The sequence below is a fragment of the Streptomyces sp. WAC00040 genome, from assembly GCF_056835925.1.
The window spans coordinates 678535-694590 of record NZ_JAKQZE010000003.1 but is presented as its reverse complement, the minus strand read 5'-3'; the positions used below and the strand labels follow the sequence as shown (position 1 = coordinate 694590).

The following is a 16056-nucleotide window of genomic DNA, read 5'->3' as shown; positions in this document are numbered from 1 at the left end:
GACGATGAGCAAGACCCTGATCCGCGGTGCGAAGGTACTCGGCGGCGAGCCCCAGGACGTGCTGATCGACGGCGCGACCGTCGAGCGCGTCGGCACCGGCCTCGAGGCCGGGGACGCGACGGTGATCGAGGCCCAGGGGCAGATCCTGCTGCCGGGCCTGGTCGACCTGCACACCCATCTGCGCGAGCCGGGCCGCGAGGACTCCGAGACGGTCCTCACCGGCACCCGCGCGGCGGCGAGCGGCGGCTACACCGCGGTGTTCGCCATGGCCAACACCTTCCCCGTCGCCGACACCGCCGGTGTGGTGGAGCAGGTCTACAGACTCGGCAAGGAGTCCGGTTACTGCGACGTCCAGCCCATCGGCGCGGTCACCGTCGGCCTCGAGGGCAAGAAGCTCGCCGAGCTCGGCGCCATGCACGAGTCCGCGGCCGGCGTCACCGTCTTCTCCGACGACGGCAAGTGCGTCGACGACGCCGTGATGATGCGGCGCGCGCTGGAGTACGTGAAGGCCTTCGGCGGCGTCATCGCCCAGCATGCCCAGGAGCCCCGCCTCACCGAGGGTGCCCAGATGAACGAGGGCATCGTCTCCGCCGAGCTCGGACTCGGCGGCTGGCCGGCCGTCGCGGAGGAGTCGATCATCGCCCGCGACGTCCTCCTCGCCGAGCACGTCGGCTCCCGCGTCCACATCTGCCACCTCTCCACCGCCGGCTCCGTCGAGATCGTGCGCTGGGCCAAGTCCCGCGGCATCGACGTCACCGCCGAGGTCACCCCGCACCACCTGCTGCTGACCGACGAGCTCGTCCGCTCGTACAACCCGGTCTACAAGGTCAACCCGCCGCTGCGCACCGAGCGCGATGTCATGGCGCTGCGTGAGGCGCTCGCCGACGGCACGATCGACATTGTCGCGACCGACCACGCCCCCCACCCGCACGAGGACAAGGACTGCGAGTGGGCCGCAGCGGCCATGGGCATGGTCGGCCTGGAGACCGCGCTGTCCGTCGTCCAGCAGACGATGGTCGAGACGGGACTGCTCGACTGGGCCGGGGTCGCCGACCGGATGTCCTTCAGGCCCGCGGTCATCGGCGGGGCGAAGGGCCACGGACGGCCCGTCTCGGCTGGTGAGCCCGCGAACCTCACCCTCGTCGATCCGTCATACCGTGGAGCCGTGGACCCCGCGGGCTTCGCCTCCCGCAGCCGCAACACCCCGTACGAGGGCCGTGAGCTGCCGGGACGCGTCACGCACACCTTCCTGCGGGGCCGGGCAACGGTTGTGGACGGGAAGCTGGCGTGACACCTGCACTGATGATTCTGGCCGCCGAGCAGAAGTCGGCGGAGGTGACGGACTGGGCCGCCCGCATCGGCTGGGTCGTCGGACTGCTGGCCTTCGTCGCCTTCGTCTACTGGCTGATGCGCCAGGGATGGAAGTGGCGCGGCAGCCTCCAGTCGGACCTGCCGGAGCTGCCCGGCGTGCCCGCGGAGCCCGGTGACACGAAACTGGCCATGACGGGCCGCTACCACGGCTCCACCACCGCCGGGCAGTGGCTCGACCGGATCGTCGCCCACGGACTCGGCACCCGCAGCCGCGTCGAGCTCACGCTCACCGACGCGGGACTGGCCGTGGTACGTCCCGGCGCACAGGACTTCTTCGTACCGGTCCGGGCGCTGCGCGAGGCCCGCCTCGACAAGGGCATCGCCGGCAAGGTCCTCGCGGAGGGCGGTCTGCTGATCGTCACCTGGGCGCACGGCGACAAGCTGATCGACTCCGGGTTCCGCTCGGACCACGCGGCCGAGCAGAGCGAATGGGTCGACACCCTGACACACATGATCAAGACGACGGAAGGCACCGCACGATGACGACCTCCACCCGGGGAGCCGCCAAAGCTCCCGCCGTACTCGTCCTGGAGGACGGCCGCACCTTCCGCGGCCGTGCTTACGGGGCCGTGGGGGAGACCTTCGGCGAGGCGGTGTTCAACACCGGCATGACGGGCTACCAGGAGACGCTGACCGACCCGTCGTACCACCGCCAGGTCGTGGTCATGACCGCGCCGCACGTCGGCAACACCGGCGTCAACGACGAGGACGACGAGTCGAAGAAGATCTGGGTCGCCGGCTATGTCGTACGCGACCCCGCCCGAATCCCCTCGAGCTGGCGCTCCCGCCGCACCCTCGACGACGAACTGGAGGCCCAGGGCGTCGTCGGCATCAGCGGCATCGACACCCGCGCCCTCACCCGCCATCTGCGTGAGCGGGGCGCGATGCGCGTCGGAATCTTCTCCGGTGACGCCCTCGCGGACGAGGCGACGCTGCTCGCCCGGGTCCTCGAAGCGCCCGAGATGAAGGGCGCAGACCTGTCCGCGGAGGTCGCCACCACCGAGGCGTACGTCGTCCCGGCGATCGGCGAGAAGAAGTTCACCGTCGCCGCGCTCGACCTCGGCATCAAGGGCATGACGCCGCACCGCATGGCGGAGCGCGGCATCGAGGTCCATGTCCTGCCGGCCACCGCCACCGCCGACGACGTGTACGCGGTGAACCCGGACGGGGTCTTCCTCTCCAACGGCCCCGGCGACCCCGCCACCGCCGACCTGACCGTCATCAAGGCGGTGCTCGAGCGCAAGACGCCGCTGTTCGGCATCTGCTTCGGCAACCAGTTGCTCGGCCGCGCGCTCGGCTTCGGCACCTACAAGCTGAAGTACGGCCACCGGGGCATCAACCAGCCCGTGCAGGACCGGACGACCGGCAAGGTCGAGGTCACCGCGCACAACCACGGCTTCGCCGTCGAGGCCCCCCTCGACAAGGTGTCCGACACCCCCTACGGCCGCGCCGAGGTCTCCCACGTCTGCCTCAACGACAACGTGGTGGAGGGCCTCCAGCTGCTCGACCAGCCGGCCTTCAGCGTCCAGTACCACCCGGAGGCGGCCGCGGGCCCGCACGACGCCGCGTACCTCTTCGACCGCTTCACATCTTTGATGAACACCGCCATGGAGGCCGAGCGTGCCTAAGCGCACCGATATCCAGTCCGTCCTGGTCATCGGCTCCGGCCCGATCGTCATCGGCCAGGCCGCCGAGTTCGACTACTCCGGCACCCAGGCCTGCCGCGTCCTCAAGGCAGAGGGCCTGCGCGTCATCCTGGTGAACTCCAACCCGGCGACGATCATGACCGACCCGGAGATCGCCGACGCCACCTACGTCGAGCCGATCACCCCCGAGTTCGTCGAGAAGATCATCGCCAAGGAGCGCCCCGACGCGCTGCTGCCCACCCTCGGCGGCCAGACCGCGCTCAACACCGCCATCTCCATGCACGAGCAGGGTGTGCTGGAGAAGTACGGCGTCGAGCTCATCGGCGCCAATGTCGAGGCGATCAACAAGGGCGAGGACCGAGACCTGTTCAAGGGCGTCGTCGAGGCCGTCAACGCCAAGATCGGCCACGGCGAGTCGGCCCGCTCGGTCATCTGCCACTCGATGGACGACGTGCTCAAGGGCGTCGACACCCTCGGCGGCTACCCCGTGGTCGTCCGCCCGTCCTTCACCATGGGCGGCGCCGGCTCCGGCTTCGCGCACGACGAGGAGGAACTGCGCCGTATCGCCGGCCAGGGCCTCACCCTCTCGCCGACCACCGAGGTGCTCCTCGAGGAGTCCATCCTCGGCTGGAAGGAGTACGAGCTGGAGCTGATGCGCGACAAGCACGACAACGTCGTGGTCGTCTGCTCCATCGAGAACTTCGACCCGATGGGCGTGCACACCGGCGACTCGATCACCGTCGCCCCGGCGATGACGTTGACCGACCGCGAGTACCAGCGCCTGCGCGACATCGGCATCGCGATCATCCGCGAGGTCGGCGTCGACACCGGCGGCTGCAACATCCAGTTCGCGGTGAATCCGGACGACGGCCGGATCATCGTCATCGAGATGAACCCGCGTGTCTCCCGGTCCTCCGCCCTCGCGTCCAAGGCCACCGGCTTCCCGATCGCCAAGATCGCCGCGAAGCTCGCCGTCGGCTACACGCTGGACGAGATCCCGAACGACATCACCGAGAAGACCCCGGCATCCTTCGAGCCGACCCTCGACTACGTCGTCGTCAAGGCGCCGCGATTCGCGTTCGAGAAGTTCCCCTCGGCCGACGCCACCCTCACCACGACCATGAAGTCCGTCGGCGAGGCCATGGCCATCGGCCGGAACTTCACCGAGGCGCTGCAGAAGGCGCTGCGCTCACTGGAGAAGAAGGGCAGCCAGTTCGCCTTCACCGGTGAGACCGGCGACAAGGACGAGCTGCTGCGTGAGGCGGTCCGTCCCACCGACGGCCGGATCAACACCGTCATGCAGGCCATCCGCGCCGGGGCCACCCCCGAGGAGGTCTTCGACGCGACGAAGATCGACCCGTGGTTCGTCGACCAGCTGTTCCTGATCAAGGAGCACGCGGACGAACTCGCCGCCGCGGAGAAGCTCCATCCCGAGCTGCTCGCCGACGCCAAGCGCCACGGCTTCTCCGACGCCCAGATCGCCGAGATCCGCGGCCTGCGCGAGGACGTCGTGCGCGAGGTGCGCCACGCGCTCGGCATCCGCCCGGTCTACAAGACGGTCGATACCTGCGCCGCCGAGTTCGCCGCCCGCACCCCGTACTTCTACTCGTCCTACGACGAGGAGTCCGAGGTCGCGCCTCGTTCCAAGCCCGCCGTGATCATCCTCGGCTCCGGTCCGAACCGCATCGGCCAGGGCATCGAGTTCGACTACTCCTGCGTCCACGCCTCCTTCGCGCTGCACGACGCCGGGTACGAGACCGTGATGGTCAACTGCAACCCGGAGACCGTCTCCACGGACTACGACACCTCCGACCGCCTGTACTTCGAGCCGCTGACGCTCGAGGACGTGCTGGAGATCGTGCACGCCGAGTCGCTGGCCGGCCCGATCGCCGGTGTCGTCGTCCAGCTCGGCGGCCAGACCCCGCTGGGCCTGGCCCAGGCGCTCAAGGACAACGGCGTCCCGGTCGTCGGCACCCCGCCGGAGGCCATCCACGCCGCCGAGGACCGCGGCGCGTTCGGCCAGGTGCTCGCCGAGGCCGGGCTGCCCGCGCCGAAGCACGGCACCGCCACCACCTTCGCGGGTGCCAAGGCCATCGCCGACGAGATCGGCTACCCGGTCCTGGTCCGCCCGTCGTACGTGCTCGGCGGCCGCGGCATGGAGATCGTGTACGACGAGGCGCGCCTCGAGGCGTACATCGCCGAGTCCACCGAGATCTCCCCGACCCGCCCGGTGCTGGTCGACCGCTTCCTCGACGACGCCATCGAGATCGACGTCGACGCCCTCTACGACGGCACCGAGCTCTACCTCGGCGGCGTGATGGAGCACATCGAGGAGGCCGGCATCCACTCCGGCGACTCGGCCTGCGCCCTGCCCCCGATCACGCTCGGCGGCTTCGACATCAAGCGACTGCGCGCCTCCACCGAGGCCATCGCCAAGGGTGTGGGCGTGCGCGGACTGATCAACATCCAGTTCGCCATGGCCGGCGACATCCTCTACGTCCTCGAGGCCAACCCCCGTGCCTCCAGGACCGTGCCCTTCACCTCGAAGGCGACCGCTGTCCCGCTCGCCAAGGCCGCCGCGCGCATCTCGCTCGGCGCGACGGTCGCCGAACTGCGCGAGGAGGGCCTGCTGCCGAAGAACGGCGACGGCGGCACCCTGCCGCTCGACGCGCCGATCTCCGTCAAGGAGGCCGTCATGCCGTGGTCGCGCTTCCGCGACGTGCACGGCCGCGGCGTGGACACCGTCCTCGGCCCGGAGATGCGCTCCACCGGCGAGGTCATGGGCATCGACACGGTCTTCGGCACGGCGTACGCCAAGTCGCAGGCCGGCGCGTACGGCCCGCTGCCCACCAAGGGCCGCGCGTTCGTCTCCGTCGCCAACCGCGACAAGCGCTCGATGATCTTCCCGGCCCGCGAGCTGGTCGCCCACGGCTTCGAGCTGATGGCCACCTCGGGGACCGCCGAGGTCCTCAAGCGCAACGGCATCAACGCGACCGTCGTGCGCAAGCAGTCGGAGGGCGAGGGGCCGGCCGGTGAGAAGACCATCGTCCAGCTGATCCACGACGGCGAGGTCGACCTCATCGTCAACACCCCCTACGGCACGGGCGGCCGCCTCGACGGCTACGAGATCCGCACCGCCGCCGTCGCGCGGGGCGTCCCGTGCCTGACGACGGTGCAGGCGCTCGCTGCCGCCGTCCAGGGCATCGACGCGCTCAACCGCGGTGACGTCGGCGTCCGTTCACTGCAGGAACACGCGGAACACCTGACCGCGGCCCGCGACTAGCAACGACGAGGGGGACACCGGAAACGGTGTCCCCCTCCTCATGAGGACACCACTTCCCATGTACAAGTTCTTCTTCAATCTGGTCTTCAAGCGGATGGACCCGGAGCAGGCCCACTACCTGGCCTTCCGCTGGATCCGGCTCGCGGTCCGCGTCCCCGTCCTGCGCACCTTCGCCGCCGCGGTCCTGGCGCCCCGCTACAAGGAGCTGCGCACCGAGGCGCTCGGCCTGCGGATGCACGGCCCCTTCGGTCTCGCGGCCGGCTTCGACAAGAACGCCGTCGCCATCGACGGCATGTCGATGCTCGGCTTCGACCACGTCGAGATCGGCACGGTCACCGCGCAGCCCCAGCCCGGCAACCCCAAGAAGCGCCTCTTCCGGCTCGTCGCCGACCGTGCCCTGATCAACCGGATGGGCTTCAACAACGACGGCTCGGCCGCCGTCGCCGAGCGCCTCGCTGCCCGCCGCGAGATCTTCCGCACGGTCGTAGGCGTCAACATCGGCAAGACCAAGGTGGTCCCCGAGGAGGAGGCGGTCGCCGACTACGTGACCTCCACCGAGCGCCTGGCCGCCCACGCCGACTACCTCGTCGTCAACGTCTCCTCGCCGAACACCCCCGGCCTGCGCAACCTCCAGGCCACCGAGTCGCTGCGCCCGCTGCTGACCGCCGTGCGAGAGGCCGCCGACCGGACGGTGACGGACCGCCGCGTCCCGCTGCTCGTCAAGATCGCCCCCGACCTCGCGGACGAGGACGTCGACGCCGTCGCCGACCTCGCCCTGGAGCTGGACCTGGACGGCATCATCGCCACCAACACCACCATCGCGCGGGAGGGCCTCGGCCTGAGGTCCCCGGCCGATCTGGTCAAGGAGACCGGCGGGCTGTCCGGCCGGCCCGTCAAGGAGCGCTCCCTGGAGGTCCTGCGCCGCCTCTACGCCCGTGTGGGCGACCGCATCACCCTCGTCGGCGTCGGCGGCATCGAGAACGCCGAGGACGCCTGGCAGCGCATCCTCGCCGGCGCCACCCTCGTCCAGGGCTACAGCGCCTTCATCTACGAGGGCCCCTGCTACGCCCGCGCCATCCACAAGGGTCTCGCCGCGCGCCTCGCCGCGAGCCCGTACGCCACCCTCGCCGAGGCCGTCGGCGCCGAGACGCGAAAGGCCGCTTCATGACCCTCCCGGAAACCTTCGGCACACGGCTGCGCCACGCCATGGACACCCGCGGCCCGCTCTGCGTCGGCATCGACCCGCACGCCTCGCTGCTCACCGCGTGGGGACTGAACGACGACGTCGACGGCCTCGAACGGTTCACCCGCACCACGGTCGAGGCGCTGGCCGACCGGGTCGCCGTCCTCAAGCCGCAGTCAGCGTTCTTCGAGCGCTTCGGCTCGCGCGGCATCGCCGTGCTGGAGAAGGCCGTGGCGGAGGCGCGCGAGGCCGGCGCGCTGGTGCTGATGGACGCCAAGCGGGGCGACATCGGCTCAACCATGGGCGCGTACGCGGAGACCTACCTCCGTAAGGACTCCCCGCTGTTCTCCGACGCTGTCACCGTCTCCCCGTACCTGGGCTTCGGATCGCTGCGCCCGGCCCTGGACCAGGCAGTGCTGAGCGGCTGCGGTGTCTTCGTCCTGGCACTTACCTCCAACCCGGAGGGCGCGGAGGTACAGCGCTCGACCGCGGCCGGTGGGAAGTCGCTGGCCCAGGTGATGCTCGACCACATGGCCGCGGAGAACGCCGGTGCGCAGCCGCTGGGACCGGTCGGCGCGGTCGTGGGTGCGACGCTCGGCGACGCGGGCGTGGACCTCGACATCAACGGGCCGCTGCTGGCCCCCGGCATCGGCGCCCAGGGCGCGACACCGGCGGACCTTCCCGGTGTCTTCGGTGCGGCCGTCCGCAATGTGGTGCCGAGCGTGAGCCGTGGTGTCCTTCGGCACGGACCGGACGTGCCGGGGCTGCGTGACGCGGCCGCGCGATTCGCCGATGAGATCCGCGCGGCGGTCGCCTCGGTGTGACGGCCGCCGACCCGCCCGTCGCGGAAGCTCTCCGTGCATACGGCGTCGGCTCTGTGTAACGCCGTCACCAGCGGCGGACGCGCGGAATGGGTCCTTCAGGGCCGCCGGTCACCCCTCGCGGGGCGTTCGAGGAGCGGCGGCAGGGAGCGTCGGGAAGATTCTTTGACAGTTTCTTCACCCAAATCCCGGTTGTTTTGCCTGAATTGTCCTGGTCGGTCGATCCTGACCAGGACTTTTCGTCTGTTCTCGCTGACTGGAGCGGCCATGGCCGCTAGTCTCCGTCGAAGAGAACGTGCAGGGCAGAAGCACTGCGTTGCTCGTTGCTCCCCCTGGTGTGGGGCGACTAGGTTCCTCACCGGTCCGTATCCGACAGTTCGACATCCGAGGTGACGTAGGCGTGGCTCTTCCGCCCCTTACCCCTGAACAGCGCGCAGCCGCGCTCGAAAAGGCCGCCGCGGCTCGCCGGGAGCGGGCCGAGGTCAAGAATCGACTCAAGCACTCCGGCGCCTCCCTCCACGAGGTCATCAAGCAGGGCCAGGAGAACGACGTCATCGGCAAGATGAAGGTCTCCGCCCTCCTCGAGTCCCTGCCGGGCGTGGGCAAGGTCCGCGCCAAGCAGATCATGGAGAGGCTCGGCATCTCCGAGAGCCGCCGGGTCCGTGGTCTCGGCTCCAACCAGATCGCCTCCCTCGAGCGCGAGTTCGGCGGCGGCGCCGCCTGACGTCCCGGGCACTCCCGGGAGGCTGGAATAATCGCTGCATGGCAGCAGAGGTACGTCCGCGGCTGACCGTGCTCTCCGGCCCCTCCGGGGTCGGCAAGAGCACGGTCGTCGCTCATATGCGCAAGGTCCACCCCGAGGTCTGGCTCTCGGTGTCGGCAACCACGAGGAAGCCGCGTCCCGGCGAGAAGCACGGCGTCCAGTACTTCTTCGTCAGTGACGAGGAGTTCGACAAGCTGGTCGCCAATGGCGAGCTGCTGGAGTGGGCCGAGTTCGCGGGCAACCGCTACGGCACGCCCCGTCGCGCGGTCCTCAACCGCCTGGAGGCGGGCGAGCCGGTGCTGCTGGAGATCGATCTCCAGGGCGCCCGGCAGGTGAAGGAGTCCATGCCGGATTCCCGGCTGGTCTTCCTCGCCCCGCCGAGCTGGGAGGAGTTGGTCCGCCGCCTCACCCGGCGCGGCACCGAGTCCCCGGAAGTCATCGAGCGCCGGCTCACGGTCGCCAAGGTGGAGCTGGCGGCCGAGTCGGAGTTCGACACCACCCTGGTCAACACCTCCGTCGAGGACGTGGCCCGTGAGCTGCTAGCCTTGATGGCAGTTGTTTGATCTTTTGTCCGATCTTTCTGCAAGTTCTTCGGAAGGCATAGCGTGTCCTCTTCCATCACCGCGCCCGAGGGCATCATCAACCCTCCGATCGACGAGCTGCTCGAGGCGACCGACTCGAAGTACAGCCTCGTGATCTACGCCGCCAAGCGCGCGCGTCAGATCAACGCGTACTACTCGCAGCTCGGTGAGGGCCTGCTCGAGTACGTCGGGCCGCTCGTGGACACCCACGTCCACGAGAAGCCGCTCTCGATCGCCCTGCGTGAGATCAACGCGGGTCTGCTGACCTCCGAGGCCATCGAGGGCCCGGCCCAGTAAGCGCGGCACATCTCTTCCCACAGGCCCGGCGGACTGTCCGCCGGGCCTGTGGTGTGCATCGAGGGCGATGCGAGACGCTCGTCCGTGAGTGATGCAGCATGAGGACGTAACGATCCGGGCCCAACGACCGGTGGGCACCAGTGGAGGGCGGGAGACGCGGTGGTGGACTCAGTGGACGGCTCGGTGGACGCGGCGGTCAGGCCGAAGGTGGTTCTCGGCGTGAGCGGGGGCATCGCGGCCTACAAGGCGTGCGAGCTGCTGCGCAGGCTCACGGAGTCCGGCCACGAGGTCCGGGTCGTGCCGACGGCGTCGGCACTGCAGTTCGTCGGCGCGCCGACCTGGTCCGCACTCTCCGGGCAGCCCGTCCACACAGACGTCTGGTCGGACGTCCACGAAGTCCCGCACGTACGCATCGGCCAGCACGCCGACCTCGTCGTCGTCGCGCCCGCCACCGCGGACATGCTCGCCAAGGCCGCCCATGGCCTCGCCGACGACCTTCTCACCAACACCCTGCTCACCGCCCGCTGTCCGGTCGTCTTCGCCCCGGCGATGCACACCGAGATGTGGGAGCACCCCGCCACCCAGGAGAACGTCGCCACCCTGCGCCGCCGCGGCGCCGTCGTGATCGAGCCCGCCGTGGGCCGGCTCACCGGCGTCGACACCGGCAAGGGCCGGCTGCCCGACCCCGGCGAGATCTTCGAGATCTGCCGCCGCGTCCTCGCCCGTGGGGTCGAGACGCCCGACCTGGCCGGCCGCCACGTCGTCGTCAGCGCGGGCGGCACCCGCGAACCCCTCGACCCGGTCCGCTACCTCGGCAACCGCTCCTCCGGCAAGCAGGGCTACGCTCTCGCACGCACCGCGGCCGCCCGCGGCGCCCGCGTCACTCTCATCGAGGCGAACACCGGGCTGCCGGACCCGGCAGGCGTCGACGTCGTCCGTGTCGGCACGGCGGTGCAGCTGCGCGAGGCCGTGCTCAAGGCGGCCGCGGACGCCGACGCCGTCGTCATGGCGGCAGCCGTCGCGGACTTCCGGCCCGCCGCCTACGCCGAGGGGAAGATCAAGAAGAAGGACGGCGTGGAGGCCCCGGTCGTCACGCTGGTGCGCAACCCCGACATCCTCGCCGAGATCTCCGCTGACCGGGCCCGCCCCGGCCAGGTGATCGTCGGTTTCGCGGCGGAGACCGACGACGTACTGGCCAACGGTCGCGACAAGCTGCGCCGCAAAGGCTGCGACCTGCTCGTCGTCAACGAGGTGGGGGAGAACAGGACTTTCGGCGCGGAGGTCAACGAGGCCGTCGTGCTGTCCGCGGACGGCGGCGAGACGCCGGTGCCGCACGGCCCCAAGGAAGCCCTCGCCGACACGGTCTGGGACCTCGTCGTGCCCCGGCTCGCCTGACGTCCCTCCCGCGTCGTCAGGCGGGCGCCGCGAAGCCCCCGTCGACACCGGGCGACACGGGAGCGACGGGCCGACCACGGAAACCTGCGAAATGTGGCGAATCGCTCACCACTAGGCGCTATCGTCGTACCGTCTCGGTCGTGATCCCCAGGTCAGCGGACTCCCAGCCTGCGAGACGGGTTGTCCGGTCCCGGAGCGCGACCGATAAACTGGTCGCGGAACGTCGCGGGGCGCAGCCCCCTGCCGGTCCGTCAATGATCAGCCAGCAGCCGCTGCAACCCCAGGGAGCGATGTGTCCCGCCGTCTCTTCACCTCGGAGTCCGTGACCGAGGGCCACCCCGACAAGATCGCCGACCAGATCAGCGACACGATTCTCGACGCCCTCCTTCGGGAGGATCCCGCTTCCCGGGTAGCCGTGGAGACCTTGATCACCACCGGCCTCGTGCACGTCGCCGGCGAAGTGACCACCAAGGCGTACGCCGACATCCCCACGCTCGTGCGCAGCAAGATCCTCGAGATCGGCTACGACTCCTCGAAGAAGGGCTTCGACGGGGCCTCCTGCGGCGTCTCCGTCTCCATCGGCGCACAGTCCCCCGACATCGCGCAGGGCGTCGACACCGCGTACGAGAAGCGCGTCGAGGGCGACGAGGACGAGCTCGACAAGCAGGGCGCCGGCGACCAGGGCCTGATGTTCGGTTACGCCTGCGACGAGACGCCCGAGCTGATGCCGCTGCCGATCCACCTGGCGCACCGGCTCTCCCGCCGCCTGTCCGAGGTCCGCAAGAACGGCACCATCCCCTACCTGCGCCCGGACGGGAAGACCCAGGTCACCATCGAGTACGACGGCGACAAGGCCGTCCGCCTCGACACCGTGGTCGTCTCCTCGCAGCACGCCTCCGACATCGACCTGGACTCGCTGCTCGCCCCGGACATCCGTGAGTTCGTCGTCGAGCACGTCCTGAAGCAGCTTGTCGAGGACGGCATCAAGCTCGACACGGACGGCTACCGCCTCCTGGTGAACCCGACCGGCCGTTTCGAGATCGGCGGCCCGATGGGCGACGCCGGACTGACCGGCCGCAAGATCATCATCGACACGTACGGCGGCATGGCCCGCCATGGTGGCGGCGCCTTCTCCGGCAAGGACCCGTCCAAGGTCGACCGCTCCGCCGCCTACGCCATGCGCTGGGTCGCCAAGAACGTCGTCGCCGCCGGTCTCGCCGCGCGCTGCGAGGTCCAGGTCGCCTACGCCATCGGCAAGGCCGAGCCCGTCGGTCTGTTCGTCGAGACCTTCGGCACCGCGACCGTCGACGTCGAGAGGATCGAGCAGGCCATCGCCCAGGTCTTCGACCTGCGCCCCGCCGCGATCATCCGCGACCTCGACCTGCTGCGCCCGATCTACGCCCAGACGGCGGCGTACGGGCACTTCGGCCGTGAACTGCCCGACTTCACGTGGGAGCGCACGGACCGCGTGGACGCGCTGCGCACGGCGGCGGGCCTGTAGAGCGGCACGTACACGGCTCGACGAAGGGGCCCCGGACCGTTCTCGGTCCGGGGCCCCTCTCGTGGTTCGTGCGCGTGGCTCGTGCCGCGTGTCTCGCGTCGCTGGACAGGTGCCGGGCAGGTGCCGGGCCCGCGGCGCTGTCAGTGGTCTCTGGCAGGATTTGGCTGTGAGCAGCGAGGACAAGCAGCCTTCCGAGCCCGTCGGTGACGGGCCGGAGCAGCTTGCGTTCATCCGCGAGAGCGTCCGCAAGGCCAAGGTTCCCAAGGCGAAACCACGCACCTGGCGCGGAGCCGCGCTCGCCAAGGACCTCCCCGTCGCCCGCGTCATGGTCAACAAGGGCGCCCTCCACCTCGACCAGTTCTTCGACTACGCCGTCCCTGAGGAGCTCGACGCCGAGGCCAGGCCCGGAGTGCGGGTGCGGGTGCGCTTCGGCGCCGGAGCACACCGCGTCCGCGGCGGACGCCGCGAAGGCGGCGGCCTGATCGACGGCTTCCTCATCGAGCGGCGTGCTGAGTCCGACTACCAGGGAGCGCTCGCCGCACTCGCCTACGTCGTCTCTCCCGAGCCGGTCCTCAGCCCCGAGATCCTCGCCCTCGCCCGTGCCGTCGCCGACCGGTACGCGGGCAGCCTCGCCGACGTGCTCCAGCTCGCCGTACCCCCTAGGAACGGCCGGGCCGAGGCCGCCCCCTCCCCGGAGCCGCTGCCGCCGCCCCCCGCGCCCGCCCCCGCCACCTGGCAGCGATACGCGCGGGGCCCGGCCTTCATCGAGTCCCTCGCGGCCGGCGGATCGCCACGCGCCGTGTGGACCGCACTGCCTGGACCGCACTGGCCCGACGAACTCGCCCGCGCCGTCGCCGCGACCCTCGCGTCCGGGCGCGGCGCCCTCGTCGTCGTCCCCGACGGCCGGCGCGCCGCACGCGTGGACACCGCGCTCACCGCCCTGCTCGGCGAAGGGCGCCACGCACTCCTGACCGCCGAATCCGGCCCCGAGAAGCGGTACCGGCAATGGCTGTCCGTCCGTCGCGGCTCCGTCCGCGCGGCCGTCGGCACCCGGGCCGCCATGTTCGCCCCCGTGCAGGACCTCGGGCTCGTCGTCGTCTGGGACGACGGCGACTCCAGCCACAGCGACGACCGCGCCCCCTTCCCTCACGTCCGCGAAGTCCTCGAACTGCGTGCCACCCACGACCGGTGCGGATTCCTGCTCGGCAGCACCAGCTGCACCGTCGAAGCCGCCCAGCTGGTCGAGAGCGGCTGGGCGGCGCCGCTCGTCGCCGACCGGGCCCAGGTCCGGGCCGTCGCCCCCGCCGTACGGACGGTCGGCGACCACGACCTGGCCCGGGACGAGGCCGCCCGCGCGGCCCGCCTGCCGAGCATCGCCTGGCAGGCGGTCAGGGACGGGCTCGCCGACGGGCCCGTCCTCGTCCAGGTCCCGCGGCGCGGCTACGTCCCGAGGCTCGCCTGCGAGCGCTGCCGCACGCCCGCCCGCTGCCGCCACTGCGCCGGACCCCTTGAAGCGCCCGACGAACGCGACCTGCGGTGCGGCTGGTGCGGGCGCACAGAGCCCCAGTGGCACTGCGGCGCCTGCGGGGCCGTCCGGCTGCGGGCGCAGATCGTCGGCGCCCGCCGCACCGCCGAAGAACTCGGCCGCGCGTTTCCGGCCGTGCCGGTCCGGACCTCCGGACGCGACCACATCCTCGACAGCGTCCCCGCGCGCCCCGCGCTCGTCGTCTCCACGCCCGGCGCGGAACCCGTCGCCGACGGCGGATACGCGGCCGCGGCGCTCCTCGACGGCTGGGCCATGCTCGGCCGGCCCGACCTGCGCGCCGGTGAGGAAGCGCTGCGCCGCTGGATCGCCGCGGCCGCGCTCGTCCGGCCCCGGACGGACGGCGGAGTGGTCGTCGTCGTCGCAGAGCCGACCCTGCGGCCCGTGCAGGCACTCGTCCGCTGGGACCCGGCGGGGCACGCACTGCGAGAACTCGCGGAACGGGCCGAGCTCGGATTCCCGCCGGTGTCGCGGATGGCGGAGGTCGTCGGGGCGGCGCCGGCCGTGACGGCGTTCCTCGCGGACGTGGAGCTGCCCCCGGACGCGGAGATCCTCGGGCCCGTCCCCCTGCCTGTCCCGGAGCGCCCCGGTGCGCGCCGGCCCGACACGCCCGCTGAGAGCGCCCGGGCGCTGCTTCGGGTGCCGCCGGGCAGCGGGTCGGCGCTGGCGGCCGCGCTCAAGTCGGCGCAGGCGGCGCGCCTGGCGCGGGGCGGCCAGGACCAGGTCCGCATCCGCATCGACCCGCCGGACATCGGCTGACGGGCCGGGCGCGGGCCGGCTTCGGGTGTGCCGTCCCCGGGGGGCGGGTCCGGAAGCGTGCCGCCCCTGACGGTCCGGTCCGGTTGCGTGTGGCCCCCTGCGGGGCGGCCGGCATGCGGCGTTGTGCCCTGCGGGGCCTGGCCGGCATTGAGGCGTGGTGCCCGGGCGGGGTGGGCCGTGGTCCGAGGACGCGGCCCGGGCGGGGTGCGCCCCGGTCCCCTGTGCGTGTCTCCCGTGCGGGGCGGGCCTGGTCGAGGGCAGCCTCCATGCAACCTTGCCGCCTCTCCTGGGAAGCGGCGGCCCGGGGCCGGGGCCCCGGCCCCGGGCTACGCCCGGAGTGTCAGCCGTTGCGGGGGCAAGGAAAGGCGCTCGGGCGGGGGTCGCTCGACTGCGGCGGCATCGAGCGGGCCGCCGGCACCGCGGGGACGGCGGACAGGCCCGGCGGCGGCAGCGTGCCCGTCGCGGCGCCCTCCGCCTGCGCCGCGGCGGCCTGCCGCCGCGAGCCGTAACGGCGGTGCACCGCCTGCTTCGTGACGCCGAGGGCCGAGCCGACCGCGTCCCAGGAGAAGCCGAGGGAGCGGTCGAAGTCCACGGCCGCGGTCACGAGGGTTTCGACGCTGTCCCGCAGTTCCTGCGCGAGGCGGACGGTCGGGGCGGGGGCCCTGCCGTAGACGACGAAGCCCGTGGAAGGGCCGGAGCGGCGGGGGCGGTAGACGTTCCCCAGCTGAGCGGTGAGCGTGCGCAAGGCGTCCACCTGCCGGCGGACCCGCTCGATGTCCCGCACCAGCAGATGCAGGCTGGCCCGGGCTTGGGCGTCGTGGGTTGCGTGGTCGGCCATTGACAAGCCTCTCGAACCGGCGGTTAAAAGGGGTCGGGTCGCGTCCGGGGCGGCCCGCTTCGGTCAATCTCTCTT

The 16056-nt window shown here is 71.4% G+C and carries 13 protein-coding genes; 12 read left to right on the top strand and 1 reads right to left on the bottom strand.

Annotated elements, in window-relative coordinates; all coding sequences use genetic code 11:
- Positions 1-4 precede the first annotated feature (4 nt).
- The 12 genes from MDN94_RS28570 to MDN94_RS28515 all read left to right on the top strand — a co-directional run bounded on the left by MDN94_RS28570 (position 5) and on the right by MDN94_RS28515 (position 15143).
- Positions 5-1291: a dihydroorotase gene (locus MDN94_RS28570; RefSeq protein ID WP_482728762.1), complete on the top strand. Its 1287-nt coding sequence runs from the start codon at positions 5-7 to the stop codon at positions 1289-1291.
- A gap of 11 nt (positions 1292-1302) precedes the next feature.
- The gene (locus MDN94_RS28565) at positions 1303-1854 is read left to right on the top strand and encodes a PH-like domain-containing protein (protein ID WP_482729105.1); all 552 of its coding nucleotides are present in this window, start codon (positions 1303-1305) and stop codon (positions 1852-1854) included.
- The gene (carA, locus tag MDN94_RS28560) at positions 1851-2999 is read left to right on the top strand and encodes a glutamine-hydrolyzing carbamoyl-phosphate synthase small subunit (protein ID WP_482728761.1); all 1149 of its coding nucleotides are present in this window, start codon (positions 1851-1853) and stop codon (positions 2997-2999) included. Before MDN94_RS28565 ends, carA begins: the two co-directional genes overlap by 4 nt.
- On the top strand, positions 2992-6300 hold the full coding sequence (gene carB, locus MDN94_RS28555; protein WP_482728760.1) for a carbamoyl-phosphate synthase large subunit: 3309 nt from the start codon (positions 2992-2994) through the stop codon (positions 6298-6300). Before carA ends, carB begins: the two co-directional genes overlap by 8 nt.
- 58 nt (positions 6301-6358) lie before the next feature.
- Entirely contained in the window at positions 6359-7468 is a 1110-nt protein-coding gene (locus MDN94_RS28550; RefSeq protein WP_482728759.1) for a quinone-dependent dihydroorotate dehydrogenase, read from the top strand.
- Positions 7465-8307, top strand: coding sequence for an orotidine-5'-phosphate decarboxylase (gene pyrF / locus MDN94_RS28545; RefSeq protein ID WP_482728758.1), 843 nt, complete (start codon positions 7465-7467; stop codon positions 8305-8307). The genes MDN94_RS28550 and pyrF overlap by 4 nt, the downstream gene beginning before the upstream one ends.
- 397 nt (positions 8308-8704) lie before the next feature.
- A complete protein-coding gene (locus MDN94_RS28540) occupies positions 8705-9028 on the top strand; it encodes an integration host factor (RefSeq protein ID WP_005319887.1) in 324 nt (107 codons plus the stop codon).
- 38 nt (positions 9029-9066) lie between these two features.
- Positions 9067-9630, top strand: a complete 564-nt coding sequence (gene gmk / locus MDN94_RS28535) for a guanylate kinase (RefSeq protein ID WP_482728757.1) — start codon at positions 9067-9069, stop codon at positions 9628-9630.
- A gap of 42 nt (positions 9631-9672) precedes the next feature.
- On the top strand, positions 9673-9945 hold the full coding sequence (rpoZ, locus tag MDN94_RS28530) for a DNA-directed RNA polymerase subunit omega (RefSeq protein WP_005319902.1): 273 nt from the start codon (positions 9673-9675) through the stop codon (positions 9943-9945).
- A gap of 159 nt (positions 9946-10104) precedes the next feature.
- Positions 10105-11340, top strand: a complete 1236-nt coding sequence (gene coaBC, locus MDN94_RS28525; protein WP_482728756.1) for a bifunctional phosphopantothenoylcysteine decarboxylase/phosphopantothenate--cysteine ligase CoaBC — start codon at positions 10105-10107, stop codon at positions 11338-11340.
- Positions 11341-11632: 292 nt separating this feature from the next.
- Positions 11633-12841, top strand: a complete 1209-nt coding sequence (gene metK / locus MDN94_RS28520; RefSeq protein ID WP_482728755.1) for a methionine adenosyltransferase — start codon at positions 11633-11635, stop codon at positions 12839-12841.
- A gap of 166 nt (positions 12842-13007) precedes the next feature.
- Complete coding sequence (locus MDN94_RS28515) at positions 13008-15143, top strand: primosomal protein N' (protein ID WP_482728754.1); 2136 nt, start codon at positions 13008-13010, stop codon at positions 15141-15143.
- A gap of 340 nt (positions 15144-15483) precedes the next feature.
- Here the strand turns inward: MDN94_RS28515 and MDN94_RS28510 are convergent, their stop codons facing one another.
- Positions 15484-15981, bottom strand: coding sequence for a hypothetical protein (locus MDN94_RS28510; RefSeq protein WP_482728753.1), 498 nt, complete (start codon positions 15979-15981; stop codon positions 15484-15486).
- Positions 15982-16056: the final 75 nt, after the last annotated feature.

Bases quoted from the DNA above. Each gene is read 5' to 3' on its own strand.
- carA (WP_482728761.1), top strand. From the start codon at position 1,851: ATGACGACCTCCACCCGGGGAGCCGCCAAAGCTCCCGCCGTACTCGTC.
- gmk (WP_482728757.1), top strand. From the start codon at position 9,067: ATGGCAGCAGAGGTACGTCCGCGGCTGACCGTGCTCTCCGGCCCCTCC.
- MDN94_RS28570 (WP_482728762.1), top strand. From the start codon at position 5: ATGAGCAAGACCCTGATCCGCGGTGCGAAGGTACTCGGCGGCGAGCCC.
- MDN94_RS28550 (WP_482728759.1), top strand. From the start codon at position 6,359: ATGTACAAGTTCTTCTTCAATCTGGTCTTCAAGCGGATGGACCCGGAG.
- pyrF (WP_482728758.1), top strand. From the start codon at position 7,465: ATGACCCTCCCGGAAACCTTCGGCACACGGCTGCGCCACGCCATGGAC.
- MDN94_RS28510 (WP_482728753.1), bottom strand. From the start codon at position 15,981: ATGGCCGACCACGCAACCCACGACGCCCAAGCCCGGGCCAGCCTGCAT.
- MDN94_RS28565 (WP_482729105.1), top strand. From the start codon at position 1,303: ATGATTCTGGCCGCCGAGCAGAAGTCGGCGGAGGTGACGGACTGGGCC.